Genomic DNA, 12,289 nt, shown 5'->3' on the forward strand with positions numbered 1-12,289 from the left:
AGAGTTCCTGTCTTAAATCATCTCGATGATCGGGGGCACTCGTCGCAAGGAAGCTTTGATCTTTGATATAAAAGATTCTAGGATATGTAATGTTGCCTCCTGATCGTGGTGTTGCTGTGCTTGTACTAAAAGTTCGACCAACATAAAATCACCGCTTTACGTTTTTTTGTATTTCATTCTTCAAGGCATTAATGGCATCATCGCTTAGATAAGATATTTTTTTCGCCATGTCAAATAGTGAACATTATCCTTTAAAAAGTTGTTTTGCCGCAGGTGGGGCAATCGGTGTCTTATCCGGCTGGCTGCTTCTGGGCGAAGTCATTCGGGATTACGTCTATATGGGCGGGTTATGCATATTCCTGGGGATCTTTCTGGTAAACTGGACTGGACGAACAAATCAAAAGAAAACATCTTCCCAATAAACATGCTACTTGGTGAAATAAAAATATTCATGCCTGATTTTCGGCGATGCCCTGTGCATCGTTTTTTTATAATAGCAACAAGGATAAACTTTACTGATATAAGGACGTGCGCCCAATGATTTCTGCTGAACTGAAAGAACAATACTATCAGGCTCTGGTTGCCAAGGATTCGGAATACGAAGGTTTATTCTATGTAGGCGTCAAGACGACGGGTGTATTCTGCCGGCCTACATGCCCCGCGCGAAAGCCAAAGTTCGAAAACTGCGAATTCTATGAGACGGCGCAGCAGGCTTTGCTTGCTTCGTATCGCCCTTGCCAGCGCTGCCGCCCGTTATCTCATCCCAATCAGGTATCTGATGTGGTCCGCGTATTGGTGGAAGCCGTGGAGAACCATCCGGAGAAACGCTGGAAAGGCCAGGATTTTAAGGCATTATCCATTGACGAATCCACGGCCAGACGTCAGTTTAAGAAGCGATTTGGCATGACCTTTGTGGAGTATGCCCGTGCCCGTCGCATGGGACTGGCGCTGAAAAATATTCGCTCCGGTCGCACGGTCATTGATACCCAGCTGTCCACCGGTTACGAGTCCGGCAGCGGGTTCCGGGATGCCTTCTCGCGTATCATGGGCGCAGCACCTACACAAGTAGATGAAGAACATGTCTTGAAGGCGTCCTGGATCGACACACGTCTCGGACCCATGATGGCTGTAGCGGATGAGAAAGCATTATATCTGCTTGAATTCGTGGATCGCAGAGGTCTGGAGCGTGAGGTGGAACGATTGCGCAAACGGACGAAGTCAGCCATTGTACCTGGAGTAACAGAGCCGATTCATTCCATTGAACGGGAACTTGCGCAGTATTTTGAAGGCACGCTAACTGTATTCCTTACCCCGTTGTTCTGGTTAGGAACACCATTCCAAAAGAGTGTATGGGAGCAATTGATCGCGATCCCGCCGGGCGAGACGAGGTCCTATCAGGATATCGCGAATGCACTGGGTAAACCCACAGCATGTCGAGCGGTAGCACAGGCCAACGGAGCCAATCAGCTAGCCATTGTTATTCCTTGTCACCGTGTAATCAATGCCAGTGGTGAACTGGGTGGATACGGAGGTGGCCTAACACGCAAAAACTGGCTTTTAACTCATGAGAAACAGGGGATCTGAGTAACCCAAGAGAGAAGAAAAGAACGGCAAGTGGTATGAAGAGGATTACAGCTATGTATCGGAGGAGATAAGTTTTATGAGTACTCTACAAGAAAAGGCGTCGCTGTTCCAGCAATTCCATGTCAAAGGCAATCCATTGGTTCTGGTCAATGTGTGGGATGCCGGGAGTGCACTCGCCATCCAATCTGCTGGAGCAACGGCAATCGCTACGGGCAGCTGGTCAGTCGCTGCTGCCCACGGTGAACAAGATGGCGAAGCGATGCCATTCCGGCTGGTATTGGACAATCTGGCCCGGATTACAGCGAGCGTGAATTTGCCTGTAACGATCGATATTGAGGGAGGGTATGGCAGGTTTGCATCAGAAGTGAAGGAAACTGTGAGCCAAGTGATCCATCACGGTGCCGTGGGAATTAATATTGAGGATCAGCTCCCTTCTGGCGCAGGACTGTACGAAGTGGAGGATCAATGTCTGAGACTGTCGGCTGCCCGGGAAGCTGCGGATCAGTCAGGCATTCCATTATTTATTAACGCCCGCACAGATATCTTTTTGCAAAATGCACCTGAACGCCACAATCACGCTCTCCTGGAAGAAGTACTGACTCGTTCCAAGGCTTATGCAGAAGCAGGGGCCAGTGGTCTGTTCGTTCCGGGTTTACAGAATCAACAACTGATTCAGCAATTGTGTGAACGTTCGTCGCTTCCGGTCAACGTGATGGTCACATCCCATGAGCCTTCACCAAAACAACTTGCCGGGCTGGGTGTGGCACGCGTAAGTTATGGGCCTTATCCTTATCTGCAAGCGATGGAACACCTGGAAGAACTGGGGCAAAGTATTCTATCTGGAAACTAACAAAAAGGCGCGCTTCTCATTTTCATCAGAGGTAGGCATACTTTCTCATGATTTCGATAAAAGTGATTAATGTAAAGCGGTTATAAAATGATCATCAATGATGTGAATCCTCAAACAGGTGCTAGAGTGCGCCTGTTTTTTGATGCTTATCTTTTCACCTATGTATGTTATAATCACCACTACCCAACACTAACAGGAGGAAAATATGCTTAACGTTGAACAAAAGCTTGAAGTGCTGCAATCGTATCCCCAACTGCAACGCAAAGATGTTTCTCTCGGCCGTGTTAATTTTCACTACGAAGAAAGTGCGTACGAGAAAAAGATTGTTGCTCTCCATATTCATCCTAACGGTAACGGTTATATCTATGCAGGGCTGCTGCCCAACTATGAGACCGATGATAAAGGGTTCGTCAATATTCGTGATTATTCCGAAGCAGATCTACGCACATTGTTAGATGAAACCATCAAAGCGATGTCAACCAATCCCAACGCAGTAGAATCACAAGAGCCAGAACAACAAGCAAAAGCTGCTCCTACATTAGCAACCTCTACTAGTGGCGGAACATGGATCGATGAGGATGGACATACACTTACTTTAAAATATGAAGATGACATGTGGTATGTGTATTCCGGTGTTAATCTGGATATGGCTTTTGAATCTCGCAGCGAAGCTGGAGAGTATCTCAAAGAAGAAGGATTCAAACCACAAGCTCAGGCTTAACTCATACAATAAAACACGAGGCGTGTATGTACGCACTCGTGTTTTTCTGATCTGATCAGTCTTTTCTGCCTTTCATTGTAAGCGGCGCATTCTTCATCATGGGGTACGTGCTCAGAAGCAAAGCACCTCCAAGGACCCCCAGAGTGGTGAACAATGCGATGAGATTGACATTCGTAAACCACTGGACCCACATGCTCATGTCTGATAGAACAATTACCAGCGTGACGATTAAGCTAACCCCAAAAAACAGGACGAAAAAATTGCGCATCCCCAATCTAATCCAACAAACAGTTGAGAAGATGGATAACCCCAGCACCAGAAAACCAATCATCAGATCGATCCACAAATAGGAGAAAAATTGATATTGGCTTGAGTACAGCATGCCTGGTTGATAAAAGGTTACGCCAAGCGTTCCATATTCATGGAGAAGATGCATAATGAAATAGATGACATTCAGTATCGTAATTGTTCCTACGACCATCCATACTGAAACGATATAGAAGGATTTCATAAACTGTATTCGTGTACTACCCATACCTATCGCAACCGGAAACAATGTGATGATGCCCGCGACCGCAAAAGCACAGATTCCTCCGTACATTGGACCAAATAGTTGAGTCGTATACGTCACATTGAAGATGAATCCAATGGCCAAATAGACAACTGTAAGCATGAGTGTAATTGACGAGAAAATCATTAAATACCAGCGCATATCGTCCAGAATCAGCCGATTCGTACCTTTCACCGAGTTCATCGCTTAATCCCCTCCTGATTACGCGTCCTGTTGACCAAATAATCCTGTAATGTTGCCTTTTCAATGGAAAGCCCCTGTGTATGAGCGATGTCCTTCCACGTTTTCGAGTATGGCTCATCAATCATCACTTTCAAGGTAGATCCCATCTGGGAAGATTCTATGACCTTCACATCTGCAGTGACTCGATTAATATCTTCCATTCTCCCTGTTAGAAGAACTCCTTTTTCACGCATCTCTTCCATCGGTTGGTTAAACAACACTTCCCCGGCTTGCAGAACGATGAGGGACTCACATAAAGGCTGAATCTCCTCAATATGATGGCTTGATATTAGAATTAGACGCGGATTATCTTCATAAGTCTCCAATAAAGTATTGTAGAAATATTTACGTTTCTCAGCATCAAGTCCATTGGTGGGCTCATCAAGAATCGTTACTCTTGCGTTACTGGCAAGACCCAATATCATCTGAGCGGCAGTCTTCATGCCTTTTGAGAATTTGGTGATCTTCTTTTTCACTGGTAGTTCGAACATGTCGATTAGTTGCTCAGCGAGAGCCTGATTCCACTGAGGATGGAAGTATTGACCGAATCGAACCATGTCGTTGATCGTCCAATTTCTACCCAGGGGATGGTTCTCCTGGATATAACACAGGTTCTCTTGTGCGGCCAAGTTATTGTATGGATCCTGGCCCATCACTTGGATGGTTCCAGCATCAGGTCGGTTATGGCCCGCGAGTAGACTCATCAAAGTCGTTTTGCCGGCACCGTTTCTTCCCCACATTGCACTAATGATCGGCTCACTCTCATGTAAAGTCACGTTTTTTAGCACCGGCGTCTGTTGATAGCTGTAGGTCACCTGCTCGATCTGAATCATAACTCACTCTCCTTATCCTTCTTACCTCGGATCAAATCAACAATCATATCCTCATTCATATGAATCCGTCTGGCCTCTTCAAGTAAAGGCTTAATATATTCTTCGTAGAAATGCTGCTTTCGTTCAACAAGCAATGCTTCTCTTGCACCCTTTGCAACAAACATTCCAACACCTCGCTGTTTGTAAATGATACCTTTGTCCACGAGCGTCTGAAGCCCTTTGCGTGCTGTGGCTGGATTAATATTGTAAAAGCGAGAGAGTTCATTGGTTGAAGGAACTTGTTCCTCCACCTTCAATCTTCCGTCTACAATGTCATCCATAATCATCATGGATATCTGATGAAAAATAGGCTGAGATTCATCCAAATTCGATTTCATGCGATTCCAACTTTCATCCATCGTTAATTAGTTAGTCGGTTAGTTACTCATGCGACTAACTATAGTACACGGATACCAATATGTAAATAGGCGAAGCACTAATTAATCAACTTTTTCATTTTGGCTCGATTGTATTGATTAATAAGACCGTCCAGAACTACAGATTGCTGGATGACTTCAGGATGAAGCAGACTGCCGTATTCCGACTGCAAGCGGTGAAGCTGTTGTCTGGCTTCTTCGATCTGTGACATTAACTCCAGGCAATCCATAGTACCCCTCCTTTTTGTCATATTTTAGTTTATTATGCCAATCGATAGGCCGCAAGGGGTACGACATACTTATTCTTCCACCAGACGCAAAAAAAGACGCCTCTGAATGTATATTCAGAAGCGTCCCTTGGTTTAGGCTTATGTCCCTAAACCGTGGTCATTAGTTCGGTAAATTGAAGGGTTCGGAACTTCCTCAGTGGGGACAGGTCCAATAACAGGTGCAACGATGTTCACCACTATACTACATGTAACTATCAGCAAAGCCAGCTTTCTCTTCATTGAGTTTCTGCACCTCACTAATCAAATTTTTGTACTGCTGTATAGCTGTGTCAGACGCATAATCCCTATATTGCTCAAATAGCCCGACACCTCTAAGCATACCTCGTCCGTCACTAATTTCAAGTGAAAACCTCAAACTATTTAGAACAAAATCTATTCCCTTGGCAAATTCATCTTTTTTAAGGTAATAGGTTCCCAATCCTGCCAAGAGGCGAACATATCGATCATCCGTTACCTGTTTACTAACTTTCCCAATTCGATTACTTTGTTCTTGATAAGTGAAGTAGGATTCGTATTCCTTTAGTACATAGTCAATATTCATATCATAGCGGTTTGCAGCAGTCACAATGTCACACAGTGCAGGGAAAATCTCATTTTCTTTCGTTGAGATGTAATCGAGATAGTCAGGCAATATCTCAAACTGACCAGCCATTAATTGATATATATAGCGATTTCCCTCAGCCCATTCCTGAAATTGATTAATGACAACCATCTCATCCGAATCAGGCTCTTTTACCCAACTGTAGTCCGTATATAAAGAAACGTATTTCAGTGCAATTTCATAATTATTTAGATGAAAGTTAGCACTTCCAGATGCCAAATAGGCATACATAATATAAAAGATAATCGGTCGTTTCGTTTCTTCCTGTTTCCTTCTCCCATTCAACTCATAATGAATGGTCGCTTTTACTTTTAACTTTTCAGAGAGCTCCTGAACCTTGCTCCACCTGTGAAGAGATGCAAAGGCATTGATCAGTTCGTTGAGCGCATCCAGCTGATAACGCTCATCCAGCCGATCCACGTAGTATTCGAATTGGGCCGCGATGATTAGATTTCGTTGCTGATCATTGGTCAGCCCCAATCTGAATAGTCGATACTGACATAGTGCAAGCCGTTCAGAGTGTTGCATTTTCTCACTTTCGGCTATCGTTTCATATAGTAGAACGGCCGGTTTGAATTTACCAGCATGATAGAATTCTTCAGCCAGATCAAATAACAAAGGAATATAAGATAGATTATCCATCATCAGCCGGATAACATCTTCAATACAATTCAATTTATCCAATTCTGCACATCGATGAAGGAATGGTCCCAGTCTTCGCCAGTCAGGGGCAGCATGGACAAAACACTCATCTATATACAATTCATAGAAGTAACCTTCCTCAAGGTTCATAGCTGAAGTGATTCGGTCCAGCTGCTGCATCGCAATCGGACGATTCTTGTTCAAAATATTGCTCAGCGTACCCGAGTTAATTCCTGACGTTTCCGAAAAAAGACTAATGGACATCTGCTCACGCTTCAGATAACTCTCTAAATGATCGCGTATCGTGGTTGTCGGCTCCAAACTAACACCACCCTCCAAAATAAAAAAACCATAAACAGGATTAACGGTATGCAAAAGTAATTATATGTAATAATTAAGCAAGGGTCAATAAGATAAATTCAACTAATTTGTATTAATTACAAAATAATCCTTTTGTTAAAATAGAGGCCCTACTCTTATTTTATACCGGGAACGAATAAGCATCAAATAAAGGATAAAATAAAAACACGAGCGGTATATACGCTCGTGTTTTACATGCAATACAGCAGATCATTCTGCTATGTAGTGATTTGGGTTTTAAGGCAGAATATTGCCAGCTGCACGATAGATTTCGTACCACTCTTGGCGTGTAAGGTGAACATCGCCAGCTTTGATGCAATCCTGCAAACGCTGGATATTCATTGTACCTGTCACAGGCTGCATTTGCGCCGGGTGACGCAGCAACCAAGCAATTGCGATAGTCGTGTTGCTCACTTCATATTTAGCAGCAATCTCGTCGATCTTCGCATTCAATTCCGGGAACTTATCGCTGCCCAGGAATACGCCTTCGAAGAATCCGTATTGGAACGGGGACCATGGTTGAATCGTGATATCGTGCAGGCGACAGTAATCAAGAATACCGCCATCACGGTTAACCGCAGCATCGTTCTCCATATTTACATTGATTCCACTGTCAATCATCGTGGTGTTAGTAATACTCAACTGCAACTGGTTGGCTACCAGTGGCTGTTTAACGTATTTTTTCAACAGTTCGATCTGGTTCGGATTCTGGTTGGATACCCCGAAGTGACGCACTTTGCCTTCGCGCTCCAGCTGATCAAAGGCTTCAGCCACTTCTTCCGGTTCAACCAAGGTGTCCGGGCGATGCAGCAACAGAACATCCAGGTAATCGGTTTTCAAGCGTTGCAGGATGCCATCCACCGAATTCAAGATGTGCTCTTTCGAGAAATCAAACATGCCTTTACGGATACCGCATTTGGATTGAAGAATCATATTTTCACGAACCTGGGGATTCATCTGCACAGCCTCTGCAAAGATCTCCTCACACGCCCCGTTTCCGTAAATATCAGCATGATCGAAGAAGTTCGCGCCTGCTTCCATGGCGGAATGAACAAAATGTTCAGCTTCTTTGCTGCTTAATGAATTAATTCTCATGCAGCCAACGGCTACAACCGGTATTTCGAGTGCGCTGCTGCCAAGTTTAATTGTTCTCAAGATGATTTCCCTCCATATTCGAATAGTATCGTACATTCATTCTTGTGATCTTTGCCAACTAGTATATACTTGTCTTCCGTCTATGATTGTGACACAGAACTGCAATCGGTTTCAATGGAATTTTAGAATTCTTATATGGAATAATGGAGGTTTTTTTCTGCATAATCCACTCACCTATACTTCTTCCGGGACGATCACTTCAATATGTCGAGGCAGTACACTAATTCGAATGGGCAGAGAAGGCCCTTCTTCCCCATCCACATTTGTACGAATCGCTTCTGTAGTACGGACGTGAACTTCTTTTGCCGTAAAATAATCAACATCCTTATGATTCTTCAGGTTGCCAAACAATAGGGACGTTCCAAGTGTTACCGTATTAAAGACATTCATGCTACGGATCACAAAACAATGTATTAATCCATCATCCACCGCTGCTTCTGGGGACAATTTCTCGAAACCTCCAACCGAATTGGTCAGTGCCGCGAGAAAAAGTGGAGACTCCCCTTCCCAGAACTGCCCGTCATACTCAATAGTGAGTGGCTTGGCCGGTGTGTTCATCAGGTCTTTCAATCCTTCTTTCAAATATGCGAATGAACCCAGCTTCGATTTCTCTTCCGACGATACCGAGAACAACGCCTCTGCCAACGAACCGGCTGCCACCACGTTGGCAAACAGACGATCATTGATTTTACCGAGATCCACCCTATGAATCTGCTCCGAACGCAACTGACGAATGGCTTCCTCCGGATCAAGCGAGATATTCAATGCACGCGCAAAATCATTTACCGTACCCAGTGGCACCACACCCAGTCTGGGACGATGCTCCTGATCCATCATGCCGTTAATCGTCTCATGCAGCGTCCCATCCCCTCCGATGGAAATGACGAGATCACAGCCATCTTTGCAGGCACTCAGACAGTAGTTGGTCGCATCGCCCTCCCCGGCCGTCTCATTAACCACCACTTCATACTGCTGTGATTCAAGAATTTCTTGTACCTGGGACACATATTGCTGAGCCTCTTCTTTACCCGACGATGGATTACTAATGATCATGGCTTGGCGCATACCTGCATCTTCTCCTCCAAATGGCATTCTTTACTTCATCTATACCCTTTCTACCGTGGCGTTGAATAACATCTGGGGGAGTTGTACAATTTTTTTTGAAAAAGATGGCTGGAAGAGTGCAGTATGGGGTTTGTATCATATAGAATAGAAGGAGATGTTCTGCCTGTCATGAATTTCTTGTTCCTTTTGCCCCATGATGGGTTAATAACTATAGATGTGTTTATCTATTCTATCTGTCCATACCGTAACAATACTATTTTATCGACATAAATTGGTGCTCACCAAGTACATAAGAACAGTACACTTATCTATCATCAAAATCGGAATCGGAGGGAATTCATGCAATGAGAAGAATGACTCTACTATTTCTAGTCTTCATCCTGAGTCTTGGGGCGGCTGGGCAAGCGATGGCCTACACTACGGCAGACTTGGGCGAGGGAATCATCAAAGATCCTGCACTGGAGAACGGACTGAAACTGATTCTGAACAAACCGGTAGATTCCCCGCTAACCTCCTCCGATCTGGAGCAGTTGAACGTAGTGGATCTGAGCAATGCAGGCATTCAAAGCCTGTCCGGTCTGGAATACGCCACGAATCTGACTCACCTCCGGTTATATGGCAATGAGATTGATGACCTGACACCGCTAGCGCAACTGACTCAGCTTCGCGAGGTTGACGTTCGCAATAACTACATTACATCGATTGATGCACTGGCTGATTTGAAAGACCTGGGACGGCTGTATATCAGCAACAATTCCATTTCTTCCATAGAAGTTGTACGTGGATTCACCCGATTACATACGTTTCACGCCAGCGGTAATCAGATTACCAGTCTCTCCGCACTGGTGGATGCAGATGATCTTCAATGGCTTGAAATCTCGAACAATGCGATAACGGACCTGACACCACTGGCGGATAAGAGAAAACTGAAACAGCTCAATGTGGCCAACAACCACATTCATACACTGGATGTATTGGCTGATCTGCCGAATACACTTCAGAAGCTGAATGTGGCAGGCAACGAGATCTCCGATCTGATGCCCTTGGAACATATGACACGTCTGCAGGCGCTAGACTTCTCCGGAAATCAGGTTCAGCATCTGGCACCCTTGGAAGACCTGGTAGGATTGAGAGAACTGAATGCGGAGTCCAATCAGATCTATGATTTGGAGCCGTTACACCAGCTGTCCAAGCTGGAAGTACTCAAACTGTCCAATAACCGGGTGTGGGATCTGACACCGATTGCCGGTTTTACTTTTACAAGAAACAGCTCTGCAAATACAAGTACAATAACGGATATCTCGGCTTCCACTTCCTTGTCCTCCGGTACGCAGACCTCGGTCTCTGAACCGGAACCTGCCGGACTCACGGTGCAGAATAATTATCTGAATGTTGCGAGCGGCAGTGACACGATGCGCCTGCTAAACCAGATGAATGTGCGGGAGCAGAAACGTACTCCCCAGGGCAATTTTCAGCGGCTTATTGAAGGATCTGCCACGGCCTATGTCGGGGATCGTGCTTACGCACTGGAGGCTGCACCTTTTATCGATGAAGGACGGACCTATGTGCCGCTCCGTTTTGTCTCCGAGCAATTGAATGCCAGCGTGAACTGGAATCCGGATACACAGGAGGTTCAGATTGCGCAGAACGGTACAGTGGTTCGGTGGACCGTGGGCAACAAACAGGTGATTGTAGACGATACCCTTGCGATAAACGATGCCCCCCTGCTGATGAAGGATGGAAAGGCGTTTGTTCCGGTACGTTTTATTTCGGAGCAATTTAATACGACGGTTGCGTATATCGGAAGCAGCAAAACGATTCTAATCTTCGAAAACAAAGCGCAGAACGAGAATGTACAACCTTAATTATACCAAGCATAATTCAAGCACCAGGCACTTATCTCGACTTGTCTCGACTTGTCTCAATGCAAAATACCATTCATATGCTCCCCATGCAGATTACTGTATAACACAGCGAAGTCCCCGTCTGAACATCAGCGGGGATTTTTGGTGAGCATTAAACAACTGGATACGAGCGCACGGGATTCGATTGTTTAATCGAAAAAACGGATGCTGCCCACGGTCTGTCTGTACTCACTGGGACTCATGCCAGTCCATCTTCTGAACTGACGACTGAAGTGCGCAAGACTCGAATATCCAAGCATGGTGGCAACCCGAGTAAGATTAAGATCCGGCTGGTGTATCAGCTGCTTGGCCTCGTGAAGCTTCAGTTCGGACAAATATCTGCGCGGAGAGATGCCGTATACTTTCTGAAACGTCTCCAGTGCATATCCAGGGCTGATTTGAAGCGAGGCCGCAATCTCTTCAATCCGAATCTCCTTATCCCCCAGCCCCTCCCGCTGGATATTCTCGACATTGAACCGACTTTTGATTGCCTCGGCAATCAGTGATGCATAGTGCGCCACAGTAGGCGATACGGCTTCTTGGGAACGGGAGGAGCTTTGCTCTGCCAATATCGCCAAAATCTCCAGCAAACCAGCCTGCATACGGAACAGATCTGATGTTGTATATTCTTCTTTGTGCTGAAGCAGATCCACCCATTTCATCATGACTTCCGTTAATCGCTGATTATCCTCGCCGCCACATGGGAACAACATCTGCACATGTCTGCTCATCTCCTGGCGAAACAGAACCTCATCTACATTGAAATGGGCAATAAAGTAGGTCAACCCCTGCTCCTGATTGCATTCATTGGTATGTTTGCATCCAGGCGGGATAAGCAATATATCTCCTGCGTGGAGATCATAACGGATATTCTCCAGTATCGTCGTCTGCGAACCTTCCAGAATCAATATCAATTCAAAGGCCAAATGCGATTCCAGCGGTACTTGCCAGCCCTGTTTCACCTTCTGCATATGAGCACCAAACAGCTTGACGTTCCAGTCCGTTGCGGGCAGCCACCGGCTCTCCGGAGATAGATAAGAACGGTATGGTTCAGGAATGATCATGGATTGTCACC

The 12,289-nt window shown here is 45.3% G+C and carries 13 protein-coding genes; 5 read left to right on the forward strand and 8 right to left on the reverse strand.

Going from position 1 to position 12,289, the window contains the following annotated elements; all coding sequences use genetic code 11:
* Window positions 1-227 precede the first annotated feature (227 nt).
* The 4 genes from RS891_RS30865 (at window position 228) to RS891_RS30880 (ending at window position 3,155) form a co-directional block, all read left to right on the forward strand.
* Window positions 228-422, forward strand: a complete 195-nt coding sequence (locus RS891_RS30865) for a hypothetical protein (protein ID WP_315794052.1) — start codon at window positions 228-230, stop codon at window positions 420-422.
* Window positions 423-537: 115 nt separating this feature from the next.
* Entirely contained in the window at window positions 538-1,584 is a 1,047-nt protein-coding gene (locus RS891_RS30870; protein ID WP_315794053.1) for a bifunctional transcriptional activator/DNA repair enzyme AdaA, read from the forward strand.
* 76 nt (window positions 1,585-1,660) lie between these two features.
* Window positions 1,661-2,434 carry an isocitrate lyase/PEP mutase family protein gene (locus RS891_RS30875; protein WP_315794054.1) on the forward strand — a complete coding sequence of 258 codons (774 nt, stop codon included), beginning with the start codon at window positions 1,661-1,663 and terminating at the stop codon, window positions 2,432-2,434.
* A 205-nt stretch (window positions 2,435-2,639) separates the two neighbouring features.
* Window positions 2,640-3,155: a hypothetical protein gene (locus tag RS891_RS30880; protein WP_315794055.1), complete on the forward strand. Its 516-nt coding sequence runs from the start codon at window positions 2,640-2,642 to the stop codon at window positions 3,153-3,155.
* Between the two features lie 55 nt (window positions 3,156-3,210).
* On the opposite strand, the gene RS891_RS30885 is transcribed toward RS891_RS30880, so the two are convergent.
* From RS891_RS30885 to RS891_RS30915, 7 genes are all read right to left on the reverse strand, one after another.
* A complete protein-coding gene (locus RS891_RS30885; protein ID WP_315794056.1) occupies window positions 3,211-3,909 on the reverse strand; it encodes a hypothetical protein in 699 nt (232 codons plus the stop codon).
* Window positions 3,906-4,781 (reverse strand): ATP-binding cassette domain-containing protein, encoded by an 876-nt coding sequence (locus tag RS891_RS30890; protein ID WP_113053216.1) that lies wholly within the window; start codon window positions 4,779-4,781, stop codon window positions 3,906-3,908. Before RS891_RS30890 ends, RS891_RS30885 begins: the two co-directional genes overlap by 4 nt.
* Window positions 4,778-5,158, reverse strand: coding sequence for a GntR family transcriptional regulator (locus RS891_RS30895; protein WP_315794057.1), 381 nt, complete (start codon window positions 5,156-5,158; stop codon window positions 4,778-4,780). Before RS891_RS30895 ends, RS891_RS30890 begins: the two co-directional genes overlap by 4 nt.
* Window positions 5,159-5,256: 98 nt before the next feature.
* A complete protein-coding gene (locus tag RS891_RS30900) occupies window positions 5,257-5,427 on the reverse strand; it encodes an aspartyl-phosphate phosphatase Spo0E family protein (protein WP_076287270.1) in 171 nt (56 codons plus the stop codon).
* Between the two features lie 241 nt (window positions 5,428-5,668).
* Window positions 5,669-7,051, reverse strand: a complete 1,383-nt coding sequence (locus RS891_RS30905) for a transcriptional regulator (RefSeq protein ID WP_315794058.1) — start codon at window positions 7,049-7,051, stop codon at window positions 5,669-5,671.
* Between the two features lie 276 nt (window positions 7,052-7,327).
* Entirely contained in the window at window positions 7,328-8,245 is a 918-nt protein-coding gene (locus RS891_RS30910; RefSeq protein WP_315794059.1) for an aldo/keto reductase, read from the reverse strand.
* A gap of 174 nt (window positions 8,246-8,419) precedes the next feature.
* Complete coding sequence (locus tag RS891_RS30915) at window positions 8,420-9,310, reverse strand: diacylglycerol/lipid kinase family protein (protein ID WP_113053220.1); 891 nt, start codon at window positions 9,308-9,310, stop codon at window positions 8,420-8,422.
* A 344-nt stretch (window positions 9,311-9,654) separates the two neighbouring features.
* Here RS891_RS30915 and RS891_RS30920 point away from each other — a divergent pair, with 344 nt between their 5' ends.
* Window positions 9,655-11,175 (forward strand): leucine-rich repeat domain-containing protein, encoded by a 1,521-nt coding sequence (locus RS891_RS30920; protein ID WP_315794060.1) that lies wholly within the window; start codon window positions 9,655-9,657, stop codon window positions 11,173-11,175.
* Window positions 11,176-11,363: 188 nt separating this feature from the next.
* Here the strand turns inward: RS891_RS30920 and RS891_RS30925 are convergent, their stop codons facing one another.
* Window positions 11,364-12,278, reverse strand: coding sequence for an AraC family transcriptional regulator (locus RS891_RS30925; RefSeq protein ID WP_315794061.1), 915 nt, complete (start codon window positions 12,276-12,278; stop codon window positions 11,364-11,366).
* Window positions 12,279-12,289: the final 11 nt, after the last annotated feature.

Origin of the sequence: Paenibacillus sp. BIC5C1, assembly GCF_032399705.1 — a bacterium.
GTDB lineage: Bacteria > Bacillota > Bacilli > Paenibacillales > Paenibacillaceae > Paenibacillus > Paenibacillus taichungensis_A.

What these genes read in the sequence shown, in the direction of transcription:
- RS891_RS30880 (WP_315794055.1), top strand. Translation starts at nt 2,640, where the DNA reads ATGCTTAACGTTGAACAAAAGCTTGAAGTGCTGCAATCGTATCCCCAA.
- RS891_RS30865 (WP_315794052.1), top strand. Translation starts at nt 228, where the DNA reads ATGTCAAATAGTGAACATTATCCTTTAAAAAGTTGTTTTGCCGCAGGT.
- RS891_RS30920 (WP_315794060.1), top strand. Translation starts at nt 9,655, where the DNA reads ATGAGAAGAATGACTCTACTATTTCTAGTCTTCATCCTGAGTCTTGGG.
- RS891_RS30870 (WP_315794053.1), top strand. Translation starts at nt 538, where the DNA reads ATGATTTCTGCTGAACTGAAAGAACAATACTATCAGGCTCTGGTTGCC.
- RS891_RS30925 (WP_315794061.1), bottom strand. Translation starts at nt 12,278, where the DNA reads ATGATCATTCCTGAACCATACCGTTCTTATCTATCTCCGGAGAGCCGG.
- RS891_RS30890 (WP_113053216.1), bottom strand. Translation starts at nt 4,781, where the DNA reads ATGATTCAGATCGAGCAGGTGACCTACAGCTATCAACAGACGCCGGTG.
- RS891_RS30885 (WP_315794056.1), bottom strand. Translation starts at nt 3,909, where the DNA reads ATGAACTCGGTGAAAGGTACGAATCGGCTGATTCTGGACGATATGCGC.
- RS891_RS30915 (WP_113053220.1), bottom strand. Translation starts at nt 9,310, where the DNA reads ATGCGCCAAGCCATGATCATTAGTAATCCATCGTCGGGTAAAGAAGAG.
- RS891_RS30875 (WP_315794054.1), top strand. Translation starts at nt 1,661, where the DNA reads ATGAGTACTCTACAAGAAAAGGCGTCGCTGTTCCAGCAATTCCATGTC.
- RS891_RS30895 (WP_315794057.1), bottom strand. Translation starts at nt 5,158, where the DNA reads ATGAAATCGAATTTGGATGAATCTCAGCCTATTTTTCATCAGATATCC.
- RS891_RS30900 (WP_076287270.1), bottom strand. Translation starts at nt 5,427, where the DNA reads ATGGATTGCCTGGAGTTAATGTCACAGATCGAAGAAGCCAGACAACAG.